Genomic DNA, 22,488 nt, shown 5'->3' with positions numbered 1-22,488 from the left:
GAAATAAAGGAGGAGGCCGCAGGCCGGGGGACATTCGCGGAGAAAGGTACCCCGTCGGCGGGTGCGCCGCCCTGAATATCCCCTGCGGCCTTAGAAACCGAAGCAGTTCAGGAACCCAGCCGCTTCAGCAACCCGGCCGTCGAGGCGTCAAGCCCCATGATGTCGCCCGAAGCAAGACGCGGTTCGATGTCTTTCGCGAGCACCTTGCCGAGTTCCACACCCCACTGGTCGAAGCTGTTGATGCCCCACAGCGCGCCGCTGGTGAACACACGGTGCTCGTACATTGCGAGAAAGGCGCCGAGTGACTCGGGCGTGAGCTTCTCGAACACGAAGAAGGTGCTCGGCCGGTTGCCCGGAAAGTTCTTGTGGCCGCCGGCATCGAGCTTGCCGACCATCAGTGCCTGCGCCTGCGCGAGCGCATTGGCCAGCAGCTTGGGGTGGTGACCTTCGAGCGTGTGCGCTGCATCGCGCACCGCCACGAACTCGAGCGGAATCACGTCCGTGCCCTGGTGCAGCATCTGGAAGTAGGCATGTTGGCCATTGGTGCCGGGCTCGCCCCAGAGCACGGGCGAAGTGCCCAAGCCATTCGGCAGCGGCTCGCCGCTTGCATCGACCTGCTTTCCGTTGCTTTCCATCTCGAGCTGCTGCAGGTAGGCCGGCAGACGCTTCAAGGCGCTGTGATACGGCGCGATGCCGCGGCTCGTGAACTTGTGGAAGTTGCGATACCAGATGTCGAGCAGGCCCAGGCGCACCGGCAGGTTCTTTTCGAGCGGCGCGGTGCGGAAGTGCTCGTCCATTGCATGCGCGCCCGCCAGCAGCCGGCGGAATCCGTCGGCGCCGATTGCCAGCGCAATCGGCAACCCGATGGCCGACCACAGCGAATAGCGGCCACCCACCCAGTCCCAGAAGCCGAAGGTCGTGTCGATGCCGAATTGCTTCGCGGCCTCCACGTTGGTGGTGAGCGCGGCAAAGTGGCCGGCGATGTCCGTGCCGCCCGACTGCTCGTACCAGCGCTTGGCCGAGAGCGCATTGGTCATCGTCTCGGTCGTGGTGAAGGTCTTGGACGCAATCAGGAACAGCGTGTGTTCGGGTGCCAGGTCGCGCAGCACGCCGTCGAGCTCGTGGCCATCGACGTTCGAAACGAAATGAAAGCGCTTGCCCGGCGCGGCGAATTCGGCGAGCGCCAGCACTGCCATTTGCGGGCCGAGGTCGGAGCCGCCAATGCCGATGTTGACCACGTCGGTGATCGTGTGGTCGCCGCGCACCTTCTCGGCATAGGCCAGCATCGCGTCGAGCGTGGCGTGCACTTGACGCAGCTCGGCGGCGGTCTTGTTGCCCACCGCGGCATTGGCCGGCGCGCGCAACAGCGTGTGCAGCACCGCGCGGTCTTCGGTGTTGTTGATGTGCTCGCCGGCAAACATCGCATCGCGATGCGCCTCGAGGCCGCATTCGCGGGCCAGCGTGAGCAGCATTTCCTCGGTGCGCGCGTCGATCAGGTTCTTCGACAGGTCGGCAAAAACGTAAGGCGCCTCCTGGCTGAAGCGCTCGAAGCGCCCGGCGTCGTCCACGAAGGCGTGGCGCACGTCGAACTGGCGGCCCGCGGTCTCGAAGTAGCTTTGCAGTTGCGCCCAAGCGGGCGCGCGGTCGCAGCGAAGGGTCATGGCCATGTTTACTTGCCGCTTTCCTGCATGAGTTTTTCCAGCTTCACGGCGTCGGCCGCAAAGGCGCGGATGCCTTCGGCGAGCTTCTCGGTGGCCATGGCGTCTTCGTTCAACGCGAAGCGGAAGCTCGGCTCGTCGTAGCTCAGCTTCTCCACGCTGGCCGTTGCGGCAGCCTTCTTGGCGTCAAGCGCGTGCTCGAGCGGCTCATTGCTGGCGGCCAGCTCGGCCAGAAGCTCGGGGCTGATGGTCAGCAGGTCGCAGCCGGCCAGGGCCTGGATCTGCCCCACATTGCGGAAGCTCGCACCCATTACCTCGGTCTTGATGCCGTGCTGCTTGTAGTAGTTGTAGATCTCGCGCACCGACTTGACGCCCGGATCGTTGGCGCCCGCGCTCGCCGCCTCGTCCCATTTGGCGCCTGCCGACTTCTTGTACCAGTCGTAGATGCGGCCCACAAACGGCGAAATGAGCTGCACGCCGGCCTCGGCGCAGGCCACTGCCTGCGCGAACGAGAACAGCAGTGTGAGGTTGGTTCGAATGCCCTTCTGCTCGAGCGCGCGCGCCGCCTGGATGCCCTCCCACGTGGAGGCCACCTTGATCAGCAGGCGCTTCTCGGTGTCGATGCCTTCGGCCTTGTAGAGCGCCACGATGCGCTCGCCGCGCGCAATGGTGGCGGCCGTGTCGAACGACAGGCGGGCGTCGACTTCAGTCGATACGCGTCCGGGAATGATCGAGAGAATCTCGGCGCCGAAACGCACCAGCAGGCGGTCGATCACTTCGTCGAGCGGCTTGCCTGCGTGGCTCTTGACGGCTTCGTCGAGCAGCGGCCGGTACTCGGGCTTTTGCACCGCCTTGAGGATGAGCGACGGATTGGTGGTCGCGTCCTGCGGCTTGGAAATGCTGAGTTGCTTGAAGTCGCCGGTGTCGGCGACCACGGTGGTCCATTGACGGAGAGCATCGAGTTGATTCATGTCGAAGATTATCCTGTGCGGGTGATGACAAGTCCTGCACGCTATTGCGCTGGGGCCGATGTTTTCATGCGCACCGTAGCACGGCTTTTCACCGCGCCGCATCGGCCTTCGGCCGACAGGGTTGTACGCCGGCTGCCCTGCCCTACATGGGCTGTGGTCCGCCGCTGACGGCAGCGCTTGCGTTCAGGGGCTAGCCTGCGGCTTCCCGCCTTGATGCTTTCGACTACAGAGGAGTGCCCCCCATGTCCTTCCGCCATCGCACCGCAGCTTCCGCAGCGGCGAACCGCGCTCCTTTCGACGACCGCCGCACCAGTTCGGCCATCGGCACCCTGGCCACTGCCTTCGTGGTGGGCGGCGTGGCTACCTGGCTCGCCCTTGGCGCAGGCCGCACCGCGCGGGCGCAACTGCCCGGCCCCGCCGACGGCGCACCACTCATGCGCGCTCCGCTGCAGGTGGTGGCGCCGGTCGATATCCAGCGCTATGCCGGCGTCTGGCATGAACAGGCCCGGCTGCCGAACCGCTTCCAGAAGCAGTGCGCCGGCCCGGTGACCGCCGAGTACACACCCCAGCCCGACGGAACGCTGCAGGTCATCAACCGCTGCGTGCGGCCCGACGGCAACTTCGACGAGGCCATAGGCACGGCGCGCGTGGTGCCGGTGGCGGGCCAGCCCGGCGCGGGCCGGCTCGAAGTGCGCTTTGCACCTTCCTGGCTGAGCTGGCTGCCGATGGTGTGGGGCGACTACTGGATCCTGAAGCTCGACCGCGACTACCAGGTGGCGCTGGTCGGCACGCCTGATCGCCAGTACCTCTGGGTGCTTTCGCGCGCTCCCCGGCTGGAAGACGACGCGTTGCAGGCCGAGCTGGACTACGCTGCCAGCCTGGGCTTCGACACCACCAAGGTAGTGCTTACCGCCCGGTAGTCGAGACGGACGGCAGATAGCGCCCGAGCTGCGCCGCCAGCGCGGCGGGGTGGGTGCAGTGAATGGCGTGCCATCCGAAGGCGCGCGCCGCTTCCACATTGGCCGCTGAATCGTCGATGAAAACCGTCTGCTGCGGATCGAGCGCATGGCGCACCGCCAGCAGCTCGTAGATTTCGCGATTCGGCTTGATGAACTTCACGTCGCCAGAAAAGACCCCGCCGTCGAAACGCCGGATGAAGCCGTGCCGGCGCTCAATGGCGCGCGCATAGGGCGCAGGCATGTTCGAGAGGTAGTAAAGGCGCAGTGCCTCGCCGGCGTCGCGGCGAGCGAACAGCCCTTCGAGCAGCTCGACCGTGACCGGGATCGGCTCCAGGCGCTCGCCCAGCGTGCCGAGCATCTCGTCGAGCCGTGCGGCGGGAAGCGACAGGCGCTGGGCCATGCGCGCAATGGCGTCTTCGAGCGAGCGCGTGCCGCAGTCGAAGCACAGCCAGTCGTCATGGTGGAACAGCGCCCGGCCGAGCGCCGCGGCGGCAAGCTCAGTGGAGGCGTGTTCGGGAAGATGGGTTTGCACCAGCCGGGTGGGCTCCCATGCCAGCAGCACGGCGCCAAGATCGAAAACCACGTTCATGGCGCCATTGTTTCATGCGCCGGGCACCACGCTGACGCCGTGCGCCGCCAGCGACAGCGTGGCCTGCGCGCCCGCGGCCAGGGGGCGCGAAAGATCGGTCGACACCACGAAGACGGGCCCGATCGGGGTGTCGAAGCCGTATTCATAGAAGCTGCCCAGGTAGGCAGCCTTTCGCAAGGTGGCAGGCAGCCCCTGGGCCGCCTCGGCAGCGCCGATGTTCCAGGCTTCGGGGCGCACCGCCACCTTCACGGCGCCGGGCGCCACCGCATGGCGCGGCTGCAGGCGCAGCGGGCCGAAGGTGACGCTGCCGTCGGCTTGCGCCATGGCCGGAAAAACCATCGCCTCGCCCATGAAGCCCGCGACAAATTCGCTTTCGGGCCGGCCGTAGAGCTGCTCGGGCGTGCCGCGCTGGGCGATGACGCCGTGGTCCATCACGATGATCTGGTCGCTCACGGCCAGCGCCTCGCTCTGGTCGTGCGTCACATAAGCCACAGTGAGTTTCAGGCGCTGCTGCAGCGCGCGAATCTCTTCGCGCATTTCGCGGCGCAGGCGGGCATCGAGGTTGGACAACGGCTCATCGAACAGCAATACCGCAGGCTCCAGCACAAGGGCGCGTGCCAAGGCCACGCGCTGCTGCTGGCCACCCGAGAGTTCGCTGGGCAGCCGCTCGTCGAAGCCGACCAGCCCCACGCCCTTGAGCGCATCGCGCGCGCGGACGACGGCTTCGTCCTTCTTCAGGCCGCTCATGCGCAGGCCATAGCCCACGTTCTCGATCACGTTCATGTGCGGGAAGAGCGCGTAGCTCTGGAACATCATGCTCACGTTGCGCTCGGCCGGGCCGAGCGTGGTGACGTCGCGTCCGCCCATCAGGATCGAGCCCGAGGTCGGCGATTCGAGCCCCGCGATCATGCGCAGCGTGGTCGTCTTGCCGCAGCCGGAGGGGCCGAGGATGGTGGTGAGTGTGCCGACCGGCACCTCGAAGCTGATGCCCTTGACCGCCAGCGGGCCGCTCTTGTCGGTGCCGTAGCGCTTGGTGACGTTGCGGAATTCGATGCCGTTGCTCATGTGTTCTTCTCCCGGTCAATGCACCACGGGCGCGGCCACCATCGGCACGCCCGCCTTGCGACGCCCCAGCTTGCGCTCGCCAACCACCCACTGCACCAGCGCAATGGCCAGCGACATCAGGATCATGAGCACCGTGCAGTAGGCCAGCGCAATGCCGTAGTCGCCGTTGCCCACGCGGCCGATGATGTAGGTGGTGGCAAGCTCGTTCTCGGCCGTGACCAGGAAGATCACCGCGCTCACCGTCGTCATGGCGCGCACGAAGCTGTAGACCAGCGCCGCCACCAGCGCGGGTTTCAATAGCGGCAGCACCACCTTGAAGAGCGTCTGCGACGTGGAGGCGCGCAGCATCAGCGAGGCTTCGTCGAGCGAGCGGTCCAGTTGCTTGAAGGCCGCCGTGCCGGCCCGCACGCCGACCGGCAGGTTGCGGAACATGAAGCACAGCACGATGATGAGCCCGGTGCCCGTGAGCTCGAACGGCGGCACGTTGAAGGCCAGGATGTAGCTCACGCCGAGCACCGTGCCTGGGATGGCAAAGGCCAGCAGCGCGCCGAATTCGAACACGCCCTGTCCCTTGAACTCGTTGCGAGCCAGCAGCCACGCAATCAGCAAACCCAGAGCCGCGGTGATCGGCGCAGAGATGCCCGCAAGCTTGAGCGTGGTGATCAGCGAGTTCCATGCCGTGCCGGCCCACACCAGCCCGAACTGCCCCCACTCGAGCGCGAATGCATTCTTGAAGTGATTGAGCGTGAAGCTGTAGTCGCGGCCCCAGGTCTGCACGAAGCCGCCCGCAAAGGCGAACAGGTAGACCACGGCCGTGAACGCGATCCACGGCAGTGCGATGCAGTAGATGGTGCGGCGCACGCCGTCGGGCAGCGCCATGGCAATGCCCGCATCGCCCTTGCCGCTCACGGTGGTGTAGTTCTGCTTGCCGAGCACGCCGCGCTGCAGCGCGAACACGCCCAATGCGAAGAGCGTGAGCACCCAGGCGAGCGAAGCCGCACGGCCCTGGTCGTACTGCGCGCCGACAATGGCAAAGAAGATGTCGGTCGACAGCACCGAGAACTGGCCACCCACGACGACCGGGTTGCCGAAGTCCGCAATGCTCTCGATGAAGCCGACCAGGAAGGCGTTGGCCAGCCCGGGCTTCAACAGCGGCAGCGTGATCGTGAAGAAGGTGCGGCGCCGGTCGGCACGCAGCATTTGCGCGGCTTCTTCGAGGCTGGGCGCAATGCCTTGCACCACACCACGCATGATCATGAAGGCGATGGGCGTGAAGGCGAAGAGCTGCGCCACCAGCACGCCCGGCATGCCGTAGAACCAGCGCGTCGGCTCGATGCCGAACAGGTTTTCGAGCAGCTGGTTGACGATGCCCGCGCGGCCGAACAGCAGGATGAGCCCCAGACCCACCACGAACGGCGGCGTGATGATCGGCAGCAGCGCCAGCACCCGCAGTGCGCCCTGCCCGCGCTTGCTGCCGCGCTCGGCCATCAGCGCCATCAGCGTGCCGAGAAACGTGGTGCCAGCGGCGGTGAGCAAGGCGAGCACCAGCGTGTTCCAGGCGACGCCGCAGCGTACGCCGCCTGCTACGCAGCCCAGTCCCCAGATGCGTTCAGTGAACACGCGCGCGATGAACGCGGTGATCGACCACTGCCCCTCTTCATTGAAGAACGCACCGGCCAGCGCCTTGCTGACCGGATAGGCAATGAACAGCGCCATCAGCACACCGCAGCCGATGACCGCGGCCGCCACGAACAGGTCGCCCTTGAAAAGCCCCAGCCGCGCAATGCCGAACGCCGCCAGCAGCGTGAGCGCGGTGAGCGCCACGAAGCCGCCCGCGCCAATGCCGAACTGGTTGACCGCCAGTTCGCCGAACTGCGTGTTGAGCGCCGCAAGGCTCCAGCCGCGCGCACCGATGGTGAAGCCCGCGACCGCTAGGCCGATGGCACCCAAGGCGCCACCAGCCAGAAGCCACCGCCCTTGGGAGCGGCCGGGCGGCAGCCACGCGCCGATGGCGCACATTGCCAGGCCCGCAAGGCCGATGAAGAGCCAGCTGCGGCCCTGCGTGGCCGCCTGCATCAGTCCATTGGCGCCTTCGGCCTGGCCGAACACTTGCGGAACGGCCTCGTACCACGTCGAATCCTGGATTGCATACCAAGGCAGCACGAGGTAGGCCGCAAAGCCCAGTGCCACCCAGGCCCAGATCCAGCGCTGCGAGCGCCGGGCCGAAGCGGCGGCCGCCGGATTGGCCGGCGCGGCGCCGGCGGCAACGGTGCCCACTTAGCGCGGGAGCGAGTTGACGTCTTTTTCCCAGCGCGCGATCAGGCGCCGACGCTCGGCACTGGCGCCGTACTTGGCGTAGTCGTAGTTGATGAACTTGATCTTCTTGAAGTCCGGAATGCGCGAGTCGAGCTTGGCAGCGCTGTTGCTCGGCAGCTGGAACTGCTTGTTGGCGGCACCAAGCTCCTGCGCGCCGGGCGTCAGCGCCCATTCGTAGAACTTCTTCGCGGCCTCCAGGTTGCGCGCGCCCTTGATGATGCTCATGGAGCCGATCTCAGCGCCCGTGCCGTCGCTGGGCGTGATGGTCTCGACCGGAAAGCCCTGCATCTTCTCGCCCGGGCCGTCATGCACGAAGCTGATGGACACCGCCGTTTCGCCGCGCGCCACGGCCTTGATGGGGCCCGTGCCCGAGCGGGTGTACTGGCCCACGTTCTTGTGCAGCGCCTTGAGGTAATCGAAAGCCTTGTCTTCGCCCATGAGCTGCACCAGCGTGGCGATCATGGTGTAGGCCGTGCCGCTGGAGGCGGGATTGGCCACCTGGACGTCGCCCTTGTATTCGGGCTTGAGCAGGTCGGACCAGGTCTTGGGCACGGGCAGCTTCTTCTTGGCGAGCAGCTCGGGGTTGTAGCCGAAGCCCAGCGGCCCCGAATAGATGCCGACCGTCTTGTAGCCCGACTGCTTGGCCTGCTGCTGGGCCCAGGGGTGCAGTTGCGCCAGGGTGGGCGACTTGTATTCGAGCGTGAGGCCCTGCTCGGCCGCCTGCAGGTGCGGATCGCCGGTGCCGCCGAACCATACGTCGGTCTTGGGGTTGTCCTTTTCGGCGATGAGCTGGGCCAAAGCCTCGCCCGAGCCCTTGAGCGACATGTTGATGCGGGTACCGGTGGTGCGTGCATACACAGTGGCAATCACGTTGCACCATTCGGCCTGGACCGAGCAGATCACGTTGACCGTGCCCTGTGCCGATGCGGCGGCCGACAAACCCAGCAAGGCCGCTGCAGTAAAAAGCTTCTTCATGTGAAAACCCCGCCTCGAAAACAAAAATAGGCCTCCCGGCCGGGGTTGAGCGTAGCTTTCGTACAGGTTTCATGAATTGGTACAAGTACCATTCGGTTGAAACAGCCCACTCGGCACCAAGACAAAAGGAAATTCGACACATGAGCTTCGATCTCGTTCTGTTCGGCGGTACTGGCGATCTTGCATGGCGCAAGCTGATGCCCGCGCTGTTCCAGGCCTTCAGGCACGGCAGCCTGCCGAAAGACGGACGCATCGTCGGCGTAGCGCGGGACGACCTCTCGGACGACCAGTACCGCGAGCTGATCCAGTCGCGCTTCAACGCCGTGGAAGGCGCCAAGCGCCCCTCGGCCGAAGAGTTCGAAAAGTTCGCCTCGCTGCTGCATTACCTGCGCATGGACTTGTCCAAGCCGGCCGACTACACGCGGCTTGCCGACCTGCTTAAGCAGCGCAACGCAGACACCGTGGTGATGTACGTGGCCACGGCACCGGCGCTCTTCACCCAGGTGGTGGAGCAGATCGCCGCGGCGGGCCTGAACGGACCGACCACCCGCATGGTGCTCGAGAAGCCGCTGGGCCACGACCTGGCGTCCAACCGCGCGATCAACGCCGCCGTGTGCAAGGTGCTCGAGGAAAAGCAGGTTTTCCGTATCGACCACTACCTCGGCAAGCCCTCGGTGCAGAACCTGTTCGCCATGCGCTTCGGCAACGCGCTGTTCGAACCGATCTGGCGCCGCGAGCACATTGCCAACATCCAGATCACCATTGCCGAAGACCTGGGCGTTGAAAAGCGCGGCGCCTTCTACGACCAGACCGGCGCCTTGCGCGACATGGTGCAGAACCATGCGCTGCAGCTGGTCTGCGCCATTGGCATGGAGCCGCCGATCAACTCGCATGCCGATGCCATTCGCGACGAAAAGCTCAAGGTGCTGCGCGCGCTCAAGCCGTGGACGCCCGAAACGCTGGGCCTGCATGCCATTCGCGGGCAGTACACGGCCGGCACCGCCTACGGCGAGCGCGTGCCGGGCTACCGCGACGAGCCCGGCGTGGACCCCGACAGCCGTACCGAGACCTTCGTGGCGCTACGCACCGAAATTGCCAACTGGCGCTGGGCCGGCGTGCCGCTCTACATTCGCACCGGCAAGCGGCTGGCCTCGCGCGATGCGCGCATCGAGGTCAACTTTCGGCCGACGCCGCACGCCATCTACCGCGCGCCCTCGGGCGCCGTCAACAAGCTGGTGATCAACCTGCAGCCCAAGGACGGCCTGGAGCTGCACATGCTTGCGCAGGCACAGGACAACCGCCGCAGCAACGGCCACCAGAGCGCCGCGCAGCTGGCGCCGGTGCAGCTCGACCTGGACTTCGACAAGCGCTTTGGCGCCGAGCGCGTGGGTGCCTACGAACGGCTGCTGCTCGACGTGATCGACGGGCGCCTGAACCTGTTCGTGCGCAGCGACGAGCAGGAAGAGGCATGGCGCTGGGTCGAGCCGCTGATCGACAGCTGGGCATCGGACGGCGGACCGCGCCCCTACGCGGCCGGCACCTGGGGCCCGAGCGCCTCGAGCGCAATGATTGCGCGCGACGGCTTCTCGTGGGGCGAGGAGCAGTAGGCCCGCGCGCTCAGCCGAACTGGAGGCAGCGCATGCTCAGCGTGCCTGACTGGAAACCTTCGTAGATCGTCTTCGCGCGCTCGCCCGATCCTGCGGCACCGAGGGCGTAGAGAAAAGGAAAGTAGTGGTCCGGCGTTGCGACAGCGGTCGCGGCGCCCTCCAGCTTTTCGTAGGCGACCAATGCGCGGTCGTCCCGGCCTGCCAGCGCGGCCTTCACCGCGTCGTCGAAGCCTTGCGCCCACGGCCGGCTGGCCGCGGGCCCGTCGGGCGTGCCGCGGTCGGTGGCCCGCAGGTTATGCACCACGTTGCCGCTTCCCATCACCAGCACGCCCTTGTCGCGCAGCGCCGCAAGGTCGCGGCCGACGGCGTAGTGAAACGCCGCCGGCTTGTCGTAGTCGATGCTGAGCTGGAACACAGGAATGTCGGCCTTCGGGTACAGGTGCTTCAGCACCGTCCACGTGCCATGGTCCAGGCCCCATTGCTGTGCGGCCACCACCGGAGTCTGCTTGACTGCGCCGATGGCTTCGCGTGCCAGCGCGGGATGGCCCGGCGCGGGATAGTCGATGTCGAAGAGCGCCTGGGGAAAGCCGCCGAAGTCGTGAATCGTCTTTGGCCGCTCCTGCATTCCGACGCCGGTAGCGCCGCGGCTCAACCAGTGGGCAGACACACTCAGAATGGCCGAAGGCCGCGGAAGCTCCTTGCCCCACGCGGCCAAGCGGCGCGTGAAGGCGTTGTCGGCCAGCGCGTTCATGGGCGAGCCGTGGCCGATGAAGATGACCGGCAGGCGCCGCGCGGGCGTACCCGCTGCGGCATTCGATAGCGAGCAGAGAGATGCGAGCGTGGCGGTCGCACCGAGCGCGGAGCTCATGAGAAAGCCGCGGCGGCCAAGTTCCGCCTGAATCGCTCGGCTGCTGTCTTCGCTCGGGTGCTTCTTCATTGTCATGGCCGCACTCTGCGCCGGCGTGCCGGGCGGGTCAGTGCGTTTGCGCACACCTTTTGGCTAGATGCGGCCTTCTTCCGCCGCATGGCAAGCCACCTGCACGCCCTTGATGCTCAAGAGCTTCGGCCGCTCGGCCGAGCAGCGCGCATTCGCATGCGGGCAGCGCGGATGAAACGCACAGCCCGCCGGCGGATTGAGCGGGTTCGGCACTTCGCCCCGGACCGGCGTGCGTGCACGACCGGTGTGCTTCATCTGTGGAATCGCATCGAGCAGCATGCGCGTGTACGGATGCTGGGGCTCGGCGAAGAGCTTTTGCTTGTCGGCCACCTCGACCAGCCGGCCCAGGTACATCACCCCAACCTGGTCGGCCACATGCCGCACCACCGCAAGGTTGTGCGAGATGAATAGATAGGTGAGCCCCTGCTGGCGCTGCAGGTCCTTCATGATGTTGAGCACCTGCGCCTGCACGCTCACGTCGAGCGCGGAGGTGGGCTCGTCGCACACCAGAAACTCGGGCTGCGTGGCGAGCGCGCGCGCAATCGAAATGCGCTGGCGCTGGCCGCCGGAGAACTGGTGCGGGTACTTGCTCATATCCAACGGCGAGAGGCCGACGGACTTGAGCAGTTCGCCCACGCGTTCGCGCAGCTCGGCCTTGCCGCTCAGGATGCCGTGCTCGCGCAGCGGCTCGCCGATGATGTCTTCGACGATCCAGCGCGGGTTCAGGCTCGCGTACGGGTCCTGGAAGATCATCTGGATGCGGCGGCGCAGCTTGCGGCCTTCGGGCGTCTTGAACGCGGCGTGCGCATCCTGGCCGTCGAACTGCAAGCCGCCGCGGGTCGGTGCATACAAGCCGACCAAGAGGCGCGCGACGGTGCTCTTGCCGCAGCCCGATTCGCCGACCAGCGCCAGCGTCTTGCCGCGTTCGATGGAAAAGCTCACGCCGTCGACCGCATGCAGCAGCACGCGCGGCTTGCGTTCGAGCACGCGGTTGAGCCAGGGCGGCGACACGTCGAAAGTGCGGGCCAGGTCGTGGGCGACCACGAGCGGCTCGCCGCCTTCTGCCTTGGGTGCGAGTACTGCGCTCATCGGGTGACCTCTGCAATAGGTGCGGCCGCATCGGGAACGGCGCGTTCACCGGCAAGCTGCGCATCGTGATGCCGGGCCGCGAGTTCGGCCTGGCCCTTGTGCGGATCGGCGGCGTCGTGCAGCCAGCAGGCGGCGCGCGTGGCACCCGCGTGCATGAGCTCGGGCCGCTCGGTCAGGCAGCGTGCAAATGTGCGCGGGCAGCGCGGGTTGTAGGCACAGCCCTTCGGAATGGCGTTGAGCCGGGGCATGGCGCCGTCGATCTGGTTCAACCGCTCGCGGTCGCTGGCCATGTCGGGAATCGACGCCATCAGGCCGGAGGTGTAGGGGTGCGCCGGCTGGTGGATCACTTCGTGCACCGGGCCGATCTCGGCGACACGGCCCGCGTACATCACGGCCACGCGGTCGCAGGTTTCGGCAATCACGCCCATGTCGTGCGTGATCAGCATCACGGCGGCGCCGCGCTCCTTGCAGACCCGCTTGAGCAACTGGATGATCTGCGCCTGGATCGACACGTCGAGCGCCGTGGTCGGCTCGTCCGCCACGATGAGCTTGGGCTCGGCCGCGAGCGCGAGTGCAATCACCACGCGCTGGCGCATGCCGCCCGAAAACTGATGCGGAAAGTGGTCGATGCGCTGTTCGGCGGCGGGAATGCCGGTGTCCTGCAGCAGGCCGATGGCGCGGCGCCGCGCTTCGGCTTCGGTGACCGGAAGATGGGCGCGAATGGTTTCCACCAATTGCCGGCCCACGGTGTAGAGCGGGTTCAGCGAGGTCAGCGGGTCTTGGAAGATCGCGCCGATCTTGCGGCCCCGGATCGGGCGCATCGCATCGAAACCCAGGTTGTCGATGCGCTGGCCTTCGAGCACGATTTCTCCGCTGGCCACGCGGCCCGGCGGCTCGAGCAACCCGATGATCGCGGCGCCCGTGAGCGACTTGCCGGCACCCGACTCGCCCACCACGCCGAGGATTTCGCCAGGTGCGATGTCGAAAGAAATGCCGTCGAGCGCACGCAGCGTACCGCGACGGTGCGGAAACTCGACGACGAGGTTTTTGACCTGGAGCAGCGTCATGATGGCGTTGTCCTTTTTGTTTAGCGCAGGCGCGGGTTGAGCGCGTCCCGCAGCCAGTCGCCGAGCAGGTTCACGCTGAGTGCGATCAGCACCAGCATCAGGCCGGGGAACACGGTGATCCACCACTCGCCCGAGAACAGATACTGGTTGCCGATGCTGATCAGCGTTCCGAGCGAAGGAGATGTCGGCGGCACGCCGACGCCGAGGAACGACAGCGTCGCCTCGGTGATGATGGCCGTGGCCACCTGAATGGTGGCCAGCACCATCACCGGTCCCATCACGTTGGGCAGCACGTGGCGCAGCATGATGCGCAGCGGCGCCACGCCGGTCACGCGGGCGGCCTGCACGTATTCCTTGTTGCGCTCCACCAGCGTGGAGCCGCGCACCGTGCGCGCATATTGCACCCAGCCCGTCAAAGAGATGGAGATGATGAGCACGCCGAAGGCCAGCGACTCATGGGCGCCCGGGAACAGCGCGCGGCCTACGCCTGCAATGAGCAGCGCCACCAAGATGGGCGGAAACGACAGCATCACGTCGCACACGCGCATCAGGAAGGAATCGAGCCAGCCGCCGAGAAAGCCTGCGAGCAGGCCGAACACGACGCCGACCGTGATCGACAGCAATACCGACACGACGCCGACAATCAGCGAAATGCGCGCGCCGTAGATCACAGCCGAGAGGATGTCGCGGCCCTGGTCATCGGTGCCTAGCAGGTACTTGGAAGAGCCTTCGGCGCTCCACGCGGGCGGCAGGCGCGCATCGCCGAGTTCGAGCGTTGCAAGGTCAAAAGGGTTGTGGGGAGAGACCCATCCGGCAAAGACCGCGCAGAACACGCAGGCCAGCGCGATGAGTGCCGCACCGATTGCCACGGGCGAAGTGCGGAAGCTGTAGCCGACGTCGCTGTCGAGCCAGCGGGCGAGTGTTTTTTTCATCGTGAAGCAAAAGGAATGGGCCCGCAAGAAGCGGGCCCATGGTCAGGCCACCCTGCGGGCGGCCAGTGGAATCACGGCTTGATGCTCATCCACTTGAAGTACATGAAGTTGTCGGCCAGTTGCACCAGCTCGACCTTCTTGCTCACGCCCCACGCCAGCGACTGCTGGTGCAGCGGCAGGGTGCCGATGTCGTCCGCATGGATCTTGAAGGCTTCCTTGATCAGCTCGTTGCGCTTGGTCTTGTCGCTTTCGGACTGGATCTTCTTCGTCAGCTCGTCGAGCTTGGGATTGCAATACGCACCCAGGTTGAACTGGCCCGTTCCCTTGTCGTCCGGACAGGCGGTGAGCGAGCTCAGCGCGTTGTGCGAGTCGTAGGTGGTCGGGGTCCAGCCCAGCATGTAGAAGCTGGTGTCGCGGCGCAGGATCTTGGGGAAGTAGGTGCCCTTGGTCTCGGCAGCCAGGTTGATCTTGACGTTGATCTTCGCGAGGTTGGCGGCCACGCTCTGGCAGATCTGGCCGTCGTTCACGTAGCGGTCGTTCGGGCAGTTCATCGTCACTTCAAAGCCGTTCGGGTAGCCGGCTTCAGTCATGAGCTTCTTGGCAGCTTCGACATCGAAGGGCAGGCGCTTGTCGAGTTCGGCAGTCCAGCCGTTGATTCCGGGGCCGACCAGGAGGCCGGTGGGCCGCGAGGCGCCGCGCATCACGGTGCGCTGGATGCCGGCGATGTCGATGGCCTGGTAGACGGCCTGCCGCACGCGCTTGTCCTTGAACGGATTCTTGCCCTTGATGTTGGAGTACAGCAGCTCGTCGCGCTTCTGGTCCATGCCCAGGAAGATGGTGCGCAGCTCGGGGCCGGTGATGACGCGGGCGGTGGGCGCCGCATTGATGCGCGCGATGTCTTGCACGGGCACCGGCTCCATCACGTCGACTTCGCCCGAGACCAGTGCGGCCACGCGCGTGGCCGGGTTGGCGATGGGGGTGAAGACGATCTCTTGCGCGTTGCCGTCGATCTTGCCCCAGTAGGTGCCGTTGCGCGAGAACACGGTGCGCACGTTCGGCTGGCGCTCGCGCACGCGGAACGGGCCGGTGCCGTTGGCCTTGAACGAGGCGGTGTTCTCGATGCCCTTGCGGCGGTCGACGGGCTTGGTAGCCTGGTTTTCCTCGCACCACTTCTTGCTCATGATCATGGTGAGCGAGATCACGTCGGGCAAGATGGGGAACGGGCCGTTGGTTTCGATTTCGACGGCGAGATCGCCGACCTTGCGCACAGCCTTGATGTCGCTCAGCGTGGCGCGAAGGTCGGAACCGTCGCCTTGCGCACGCGCAAAGCTGAACACGACGTCGTCGGCGCTGAACGGCGTGCCGTCGTGGAACACCACGCCCTTGCGCAGCTCGAAGCGCCAGATGTTCGGCGAGGTCTGCTTCCAGCTGGTAGCGAGGAGCGGCGCCAGGCTCAGGTCCTTGTTGCGGCCCACCAGGGTTTCATAGACGTTGGCGGTCACACTCAACTGCAGCGACTCGTTGAGCGAGTGCGGGTCGAGCGACAGCGCGTCGCCCTGATTGGCGATGCGGATGGTCTGCGCGCTCGCGACCAGGCTGATGGCGCCCAGGGCGCACAGAACGGTGGCCGCGGCCACTTTCTTCTTGAAACTCATTGGGAACACTCCTCGGGTTGGAATCGGAAATACATCAAGGCGTCGCGGTAGCGGCGTCTTTCACGGGCTGCTCGCTGCGGATAGCAGCCAGCGGCATGCCCTGCTCGATCAGCCCCGCATGCAATGCGGCGCCGAGCGGCAGGATCTCGTCATTGAAGTCGTAGCGGCTGTTGTGCAGGAAGGCGCCGTTCTTCACGTCCTGGCCAATGCGCAGGTAGGCGCCCGCCTTTTTCTGCAGCATGAAGGAGAAGTCTTCGGCGCCCATGCTGGGCTCCATGCTGCGGTCGACATTGGAAGCGCCCACCAGCGACTCGGCCACGTCGGCGGCGAACATTGCCTCGGGTGCCGTGTTGATGGTGGCCGGGTAGATGCGCTCGTACTTGATGGTGGCCGTGGCGCCAAAGCCCGCAGCCACTGCCGTGCAGAGTTCGGTCAGCCGCTGCTCGACCTGCGCCTGCACACGCGCGCTGAAGGTGCGCACGGTGCCGACGAGCGTGGCTTCGCCAGGAATGACGCTCATCGCACCCAGGTCGCCCGCCTGCACGGCGCAGATGCTGACGACCGCCGCATCGATGGGACGCACGTTGCGCGAGACGATGGTTTGCGCGGCCGTGATGATGTGCGCGGCAACCACCACGGGGTCGATGGTCTGGTAGGCATGCGCGCCGTGCCCGCCCTTGCCCTTGATCTCGATGGTGATGCGGTCGGCCGCGGCCATCATGGCGCCGCGGTTGATGCCCACGGTGCCGGCCGGCATGCCGGGCCAGTTGTGCATGGCATAGACCGACTGCACCGGAAAGCGGTCGAACAGGCCGTCTTCGATCATCACTCGCGCACCGGCAAAACCTTCTTCGCCGGGCTGGAAGATCAGCACCGCGGTGCCGTCGAAGTTGCGGGTTTCGGCCAGGTAGCGCGCCGCGCCGACCAGCATGGCCGTGTGCCCGTCATGCCCGCAGCCGTGCATCAGGCCGTCGTTGGCGGAGCGCCAGCCGAAGTCGTTGTCTTCGCGCATGGGAAGCGCATCCATGTCGGCGCGCAGGCCGATCATTCGCCTGCTGGCCGTGGACTTGCCGCGGATGACGCCCACCACGCCGGTCTTGCCGATGCCCTCGTGGATCTCGTCCACCCCACAGGCACGCAGCGCCTCGCGCACGCGGCCGGCCGTGTAGACCTCTTCGAAGCCGAGCTCAGGGTGCGCATGCAGGTCGCGGCGAAAGGCCGTGATCTCCGGATAGAAGCTCGCGATATGCGCAAACGCCCTTCCGGAAGCTTGCAGTCGCGGTGCTGCGACAGCCGTCATCTCAATGTCCTCCCGCCTTGCCAACGCGCAGCCGCGGATCGACCACGAAATACAGCAGGTCGACCACCAGGTTGATCGCCACGAAGATCAGCGCAATGAGACACAGGTATGCCGCCATCACCGGAACGTCGGCAAAGGTGACGGCCTGGATGAACAGCAACCCCATACCGGGCCACTGGAACACCGACTCGGTGATGATGGCGAAGGCAATCAGGCCGCCAAGTTGCAGGCCGGTGATCGTCATGACCGGCACCAGCGTGTTCTTGAGCGCATGGCCGAAGTGAATGGCGCGGTTCGTCAGCCCGCGGGCCCGCGCAAACTTGATGTAGTCCGTGCGCAAGACCTCGAGCATCTCGGCGCGGACCAGCCGCATGATCAGCGTGAGTTGGAAGATGGCGAGCGTTACCGCGGGCAGGACGATGTGGTGCCAGCCGTCGGCGCGCAGGAGGCCGGTGCTCCACCAGCCGAACTGCACGGTTTCACCGCGCCCAAAGCTCGGAAACCACCCCAGCGTGACGGCGAAGACGAGGATCAGCAAGATCCCGATCAGGAAGGTAGGCAGCGACACGCCGAGCAGCGACACGGTCATGAAGACCTGGCTCAGGAAAGTGCCGCGGCGCAGCGCCGTGTACACGCCCATCGGAATGCCGATGAACAACGCCAGCACGGCGGCAACAAGCGCCAACTCGAGCGTGGCGGGAAAGCGCTCGCCGATGAGGCGCGACACTTTCGCGCCCTGGCGAAGGCTTAAGCCGAACTCGCCTTGCGCGGCATTGACGAGAAAGTGCCAGAACTGCACGAAGAAGGGTTGGTCGAGCCCCAATGCGGCGCGCAGCTCGCGAATCTGCTCGGGCTTTGCATCCTGGCCCAGCAGAAAGACGACGGGGTCGCCCACATATTGAAAGAGAAGAAAGGCAATGAACGCAACCGCGATCATGACGATCACGGCCTGGATCAGGCGGCGCAAGACGAAGGCAATCATTCAGCAAACAGAGTGAGCAGGCATGCTAGCAGTGCAAGGTGCGTGCCCGCACGGTGATTCCCCGGGGGTGCACGCCGATGGTGCGTTTACCTGGGCCAGCGACCAGCAAAATCCCAATAAAAAAAGCCACTCGACTTTCGTCGAGTGGCTTTTGTCTTTCGATTCAAAGCTGGCCTAAGCCAGCCTCAAATTAGAAAGCGTGACGGATACCGAAGTCGTAGCCGGTCGAGTTCTTCGGGGTGAAGACAGTGTTGCTGATGAAAGCCGGGCCGCCAACGGTCAGGTCTGCACCGTTCTTGTTGCTCACGCGAGCGATCGTTGCGTACAGAGCCGTGCGCTTCGACAGGTTGTGCACGTAGCCGAGCGCCAGCTTGCTGGCCTTCGGATCTGCCACTGCCGGCAGGAACGGGCTCTGGAATGCGTTATTGTCGTACTTGACGCGCGAATAGGAAGCGCGGATCAGGCCAGCGCCAACCGGCACGGTCACGCCGAGCAGGTAGCCGGTCAGGTCTTCATCAGCACGGCCGCCGGTGAACAGGGGGGTGACTTCGTAGTCAACCTTGTTCTTCAGGCGCGACACTTCACCGAACAGCTTCACGGGACCGAAGTCATACGAAGCGCCGAGGTTCAGCGTGTTGACCTTGGTGGTCGTGCCGACGTAGAACTCGTCGCCAACGGTTGCGCTGCCATAAGCAATTGCAACGTCCAGCGGGCCATTGGCGTAGCCGAAGCGACCGCCGACGTAACGGCCGGTGCGCGAGTTGTTCGCGACATCAGGCGTAGCCAGGCCAGGGCTGTACTTGACCTTCTCGTGGAAGCCGTACTGCAGTTGACCGTAGAAACCACCCAGGTTCGGCGGCAGGAAGTAGCCGATGGTGTTGCTGGCGCGGGTGGGGTGACCGAAGTCAGCAGCAGCCGTGTGAACCAGGTTGGTGCCAACGCCGTTGGTGCCGAACGGATCGAACACGGTGTGGTTCCAGAAGGTCGGGGTGTAGTCACGGCCGAGGCGGACTTCACCGAAACCACCCGACAGGCTCACGGTCGAACGACGAGCGAACGTCGAAACACCGGTTGCGCCGTCGTCATTGGTGATCGGGGCTTCGAGCCAGAAGCTGGCTGCCAGGCCACCACCGAGGTCTTCCGTACCACGGAAGCCCAGACGGCTGGAGTTGTAGCCCGAGTTGGTCAGGCCGCGTTGGCTGACCTTGACGCTGCCTTGGTTCAGGTAGAACGGGTCCAGGATCGTGGCACCGTTCAGGTCACGCGAGGTAGACGAGTAGCTGCTGATCGAAGCGTCGACCACACCGAACAGCGTGACGGACGACTGAGCCGAGGCAACACCGGCAACAGCCAGGGCAGCCAGAGCAACTAGAGATTTTTTCATTGCAAGTTTCTCCAAGGTTAAACATAGGGCTCCGGTGCGAAGGGCTCACCGTGACTGGCACTTTGTGCTCCCACCGGACCCCGGGCCAACCTCCTTTTGGGAAGTTGATGCTATTGCACCAGAGCCGCTGCGGCAGGGCAAAACAATTCGCCCGAAAACTCAGGTGCCCCCCGCGTTTCGTTGCAGTCGTGCAACAAAGGCCTTGAGCGCCCTCCCGAACCACAATGTGAAATGAAACAAGGTTCCGCCCGCCCTCTTTTTGCTTCGGTTCAAATAGCCGCATGACCTTTTCGCTCGATCCCGCCCTGGCCGCAGCGGATGCGGCCTTACGTACTCTTTTTGCCCGGCCTCATGCAACCAGGGCCATGCCCCATCCCGCTCAAGCCCCCGGTGAACTGACTGACTCGGAACGCCGCGAGGCCGGCGCGCTGATGCGGGTGAACCACGTCGGAGAAGTTTGCGCACAAGCGCTTTACACCGCGCAAGCCGCAGTGGCACGCGATCCCGTCCTCCGCACCCGATTGCTCGAAGCCTCCCATGAAGAAACAGATCATCTGGCGTGGACGCAGCAGCGCCTTGAAGAGCTTGGTGCCCGGCCTTCGGTTCTGAACCCGCTCTGGTATGCGGGCGCATTCGGCTTGGGATTACTGGCCGGACGCCTGGGGGACCCGCTGAGCCTGGGGTTCGTCGCAGAAACCGAACGCCAGGTGGAAGCCCATCTGGAGAGCCATCTGGGGCGCCTTCCGCCCGCCGACAGCGCCTCACGGGCCGTGGTCGAACAGATGAAGGTCGATGAAGCTCGCCACGCCGCTCAGGCCATTGACGCCGGCGCTTCGGAGCTACCGGCGTCGGCCAAAGCTCTGATGCGGCTCGCCTCCCGCGTCATGACCACGGTGGCGCACCGAATCTGAGGTCTGCTGCCTCAGGTTTCGATCAGATCGAAACTGGTGGTGATCTCGGCCGTCTTCGCAAGCATGATGCTCGCCGAGCAGTAGGTGTCGTGGCTCATGGCGATGGCGCGTTCCACGGCAGCGGCGGGAATGCCCTTGCCCGCCACCGTGAAATGCATGTGGATCTTGGTGAAGACCTTGGGGTCCTTTTCCGCCCGTTCGCTGGTCAGCTTGACGCTGCAGCGCTCCACCCGATGGCGGCCCCGCTTCAGAATCAGCACCACGTCATAGGCCGTGCAGCCGCCCGTGCCCGCGAGTACCGTCTCCATGGGCCTGGGGGCCAGGTTCTGGCCGCCGTTTTCGGGCTTTGCCGCATCCGGCGCCCCATCCATCGTCAATACATGGCCGCTGCCTGTCTCGGCCACGAATCCCATGGCCGAGCGGGTGCCGGCATCGCCGGTCCAACTTACTGTGCATTCCATCTTGTCAGATCCAATCAGGACGCCCAGTGAAAAAAAGTTCGCTGAGACATCAATTTGTGTGTGGGAAAAGCGTCACTCGCTTGTTGCAACGCAGCAAACAACCGATATACTTTATTTCATCGCGCACGAAGCCGTGCGCGCCGGTTGTCTCCTCCACCCTTCCAATTGGTGGATTTAGCCCCGAGCTGCAAAGCTCGGGGCTTTTTTCTTTGCGGCTCCCGTTGCTTCGCGCGCCGCGGCAACACCCCACTCTAGTTTTGACGCAGAAAGGGCAGTTGCTCTGGCTGCCCTGGCTGTTGCCGGTGTTGCCTCGGCTCAGTCGTCCGTCACGCTGTTCGGTGTGGTCGACGCGTCGATCAGCGGCTACTCGTCCACCTCGCGTGACATGTACAACGGGGTCTCGTACAACGCTTTCGGCTTTCCCATCTACAACCCGGACTACGTTAACCAAGGCAGCGTCAAAACCAGCAGGACCGTTCTCGGCAGCTCGGGCTACAACTCGAGCCGCCTCGGATTCCGTGGCACCGAAGACCTTGGCGGCGGACTGGCTGCCAGCTTCTGGCTCGAAGCCCCAATCACAAACGACGACGGCGCAACAGGCGCGGCCTCGTTCAAGCGCCGTTCGACCGTGAGCCTGTCGGGCGGTTTCGGGGAAGTTCGTCTTGGCCGTGACTACACCCCGACCTTCTGGAACGACACCGTGTTCGATCCGTTCGGCACCAACGGCGTCGGCGGCAACTTGATCAATACAGCCAACGGTTTCAATGCGGCCACCAATGGCGCCTCAGGCACCGGCGGCTTCGGCGGCAACATGAACTACGATCGTGCCAGCAATTCGATCGGCTACTTCCTGCCGCCGAACCTGGGCGGCTTCTACGGCCAGGCTATGTACGCGCTCCATGAGCAGACCAAGTACAGCCCAGGCAACGCGACCCCTCCCGGCGTGCTCAATGCAGCCAATCCGGTGCTGAACAATTCGCGTGCCGGACGCTACATCGGTGGCCGCTTTGGTTATGCCAACGGCCCGTTGGACGTTGCATTGGCCTATGGTCAAAGCACCGTTGGCGACAACTTCTACGCCGGCGTGACCAACAAGGTCAACACGCTCAACCTCGGCGCTTCGTACGACTTCGGTCCCGCCAAGCTATTCGGTGAACTGTCGCAAGCCAAGCTGAAGACCGACATCGACGGCAACTTCATCGTCGATCCGGGCTCCGTACCGTCGACCAAGCTCAACGGCTGGTTGCTGGGTGTGACGGTTCCCGTCGGCGCTGGCTTGATTCGCGCGTCCTACTCGGCCGTGAAGTACAAGACGGGCAGCAGCAACAACGACTTGTTCTTCAACGACCAACGCAACAATCCGAAGGCCAACAAGCTGGCTCTTGGCTACGTGCACAACCTTTCGAAGCGCACGGCCCTGTACGCAACGGTGGCTCGCGTGAGCAACAAGAACGGCGCCTCGCTGTCGGTGGGTAACCAGCCTTACATCAGCAACAGCGTCTTCACCCCGAAGAACTCGACCGGCTACGACTTCGGCATTCGCCACGCTTTCTGATCACCGTTTGATCCGATGCTGGCTCCCGCCAGTTCGAGTCGATTCAGTGTCAAGCCGCCCAGCGCAAGCCGGGCG

At 65.0% G+C, this 22,488-nt stretch carries 19 protein-coding genes; 4 read left to right on the top strand and 15 right to left on the bottom strand.

Annotated features, from left to right (window positions below; genetic code table 11):
- Positions 1-107: 107 nt before the first annotated feature.
- On the bottom strand, positions 108-1,667 hold the full coding sequence (pgi, locus tag V9L21_RS25130) for a glucose-6-phosphate isomerase (protein ID WP_337315508.1): 1,560 nt from the start codon (positions 1,665-1,667) through the stop codon (positions 108-110).
- A 2-nt stretch (positions 1,668-1,669) separates the two neighbouring features.
- A complete protein-coding gene (tal, locus tag V9L21_RS25125; RefSeq protein WP_258504332.1) occupies positions 1,670-2,629 on the bottom strand; it encodes a transaldolase in 960 nt (319 codons plus the stop codon).
- 242 nt (positions 2,630-2,871) lie between these two features.
- Between tal and V9L21_RS25120 the strand changes: the two genes are divergently transcribed.
- Positions 2,872-3,549, top strand: a complete 678-nt coding sequence (locus tag V9L21_RS25120; RefSeq protein WP_337315507.1) for a lipocalin family protein — start codon at positions 2,872-2,874, stop codon at positions 3,547-3,549.
- Here V9L21_RS25120 and V9L21_RS25115 read toward each other — a convergent pair.
- Genes V9L21_RS25115 through V9L21_RS25100 form a run of 4 tightly spaced genes read right to left on the bottom strand, consistent with a single transcriptional unit; the run spans position 3,536 to position 8,533 of the window.
- Positions 3,536-4,177 (bottom strand): HAD family hydrolase, encoded by a 642-nt coding sequence (locus V9L21_RS25115; protein WP_337315506.1) that lies wholly within the window; start codon positions 4,175-4,177, stop codon positions 3,536-3,538. The genes V9L21_RS25120 and V9L21_RS25115 overlap by 14 nt on opposite strands.
- Before the next feature lie 12 nt (positions 4,178-4,189).
- Positions 4,190-5,242 carry an ABC transporter ATP-binding protein gene (locus V9L21_RS25110; RefSeq protein ID WP_337315505.1) on the bottom strand — a complete coding sequence of 351 codons (1,053 nt, stop codon included), beginning with the start codon at positions 5,240-5,242 and terminating at the stop codon, positions 4,190-4,192.
- Between the two features lie 15 nt (positions 5,243-5,257).
- Positions 5,258-7,519: an ABC transporter permease gene (locus V9L21_RS25105; RefSeq protein ID WP_337315504.1), complete on the bottom strand. Its 2,262-nt coding sequence runs from the start codon at positions 7,517-7,519 to the stop codon at positions 5,258-5,260.
- Complete coding sequence (locus tag V9L21_RS25100) at positions 7,520-8,533, bottom strand: ABC transporter substrate-binding protein (RefSeq protein ID WP_337315503.1); 1,014 nt, start codon at positions 8,531-8,533, stop codon at positions 7,520-7,522.
- Between the two features lie 140 nt (positions 8,534-8,673).
- Here V9L21_RS25100 and zwf point away from each other — a divergent pair, with 140 nt between their 5' ends.
- Positions 8,674-10,140 carry a glucose-6-phosphate dehydrogenase gene (zwf, locus tag V9L21_RS25095; RefSeq protein WP_309949602.1) on the top strand — a complete coding sequence of 489 codons (1,467 nt, stop codon included), beginning with the start codon at positions 8,674-8,676 and terminating at the stop codon, positions 10,138-10,140.
- A gap of 10 nt (positions 10,141-10,150) precedes the next feature.
- On the opposite strand, the gene ygiD is transcribed toward zwf, so the two are convergent.
- The 8 genes from ygiD to V9L21_RS25055 form a co-directional block, all read right to left on the bottom strand.
- Positions 10,151-11,083, bottom strand: a complete 933-nt coding sequence (ygiD, locus tag V9L21_RS25090; protein WP_337315502.1) for a 4,5-DOPA dioxygenase extradiol — start codon at positions 11,081-11,083, stop codon at positions 10,151-10,153.
- 57 nt (positions 11,084-11,140) lie between these two features.
- Positions 11,141-12,166: an ABC transporter ATP-binding protein gene (locus V9L21_RS25085; protein WP_337315501.1), complete on the bottom strand. Its 1,026-nt coding sequence runs from the start codon at positions 12,164-12,166 to the stop codon at positions 11,141-11,143.
- Positions 12,163-13,233, bottom strand: a complete 1,071-nt coding sequence (locus tag V9L21_RS25080) for an ABC transporter ATP-binding protein (protein ID WP_337315500.1) — start codon at positions 13,231-13,233, stop codon at positions 12,163-12,165. Before V9L21_RS25080 ends, V9L21_RS25085 begins: the two co-directional genes overlap by 4 nt.
- A gap of 20 nt (positions 13,234-13,253) precedes the next feature.
- Complete coding sequence (locus tag V9L21_RS25075; RefSeq protein WP_258504323.1) at positions 13,254-14,165, bottom strand: ABC transporter permease; 912 nt, start codon at positions 14,163-14,165, stop codon at positions 13,254-13,256.
- Between the two features lie 71 nt (positions 14,166-14,236).
- A complete protein-coding gene (locus V9L21_RS25070; protein ID WP_337315499.1) occupies positions 14,237-15,820 on the bottom strand; it encodes an ABC transporter substrate-binding protein in 1,584 nt (527 codons plus the stop codon).
- Positions 15,821-15,854: 34 nt separating this feature from the next.
- The gene (locus V9L21_RS25065) at positions 15,855-17,120 is read right to left on the bottom strand and encodes a M20 aminoacylase family protein (protein WP_337315498.1); all 1,266 of its coding nucleotides are present in this window, start codon (positions 17,118-17,120) and stop codon (positions 15,855-15,857) included.
- 1 nt (position 17,121) lies between these two features.
- Entirely contained in the window at positions 17,122-18,102 is a 981-nt protein-coding gene (locus tag V9L21_RS25060) for an ABC transporter permease (protein WP_337315497.1), read from the bottom strand.
- A 190-nt stretch (positions 18,103-18,292) separates the two neighbouring features.
- A complete protein-coding gene (locus V9L21_RS25055; protein WP_337315496.1) occupies positions 18,293-19,486 on the bottom strand; it encodes a porin in 1,194 nt (397 codons plus the stop codon).
- A 281-nt stretch (positions 19,487-19,767) separates the two neighbouring features.
- On the opposite strand from V9L21_RS25055, the gene coq7 reads away from it, so the two are divergent.
- A complete protein-coding gene (coq7, locus tag V9L21_RS25050) occupies positions 19,768-20,397 on the top strand; it encodes a 2-polyprenyl-3-methyl-6-methoxy-1,4-benzoquinone monooxygenase (RefSeq protein ID WP_337315495.1) in 630 nt (209 codons plus the stop codon).
- Between the two features lie 11 nt (positions 20,398-20,408).
- On the opposite strand, the gene V9L21_RS25045 is transcribed toward coq7, so the two are convergent.
- A complete protein-coding gene (locus V9L21_RS25045; RefSeq protein ID WP_157612369.1) occupies positions 20,409-20,858 on the bottom strand; it encodes an OsmC family protein in 450 nt (149 codons plus the stop codon).
- Positions 20,859-21,138: 280 nt separating this feature from the next.
- Between V9L21_RS25045 and V9L21_RS25040 the strand changes: the two genes are divergently transcribed.
- Complete coding sequence (locus tag V9L21_RS25040) at positions 21,139-22,413, top strand: porin (RefSeq protein WP_337315509.1); 1,275 nt, start codon at positions 21,139-21,141, stop codon at positions 22,411-22,413.
- The last annotated feature ends 75 nt before the right edge of the window (positions 22,414-22,488 follow it).

This window comes from Variovorax sp. CCNWLW235 (assembly GCF_037204085.1).
Classification (GTDB): domain Bacteria; phylum Pseudomonadota; class Gammaproteobacteria; order Burkholderiales; family Burkholderiaceae_C; genus Variovorax.
Note: the sequence above shows the minus strand (reverse complement) of the source record. Positions and strands in the feature narration are given on the sequence as shown.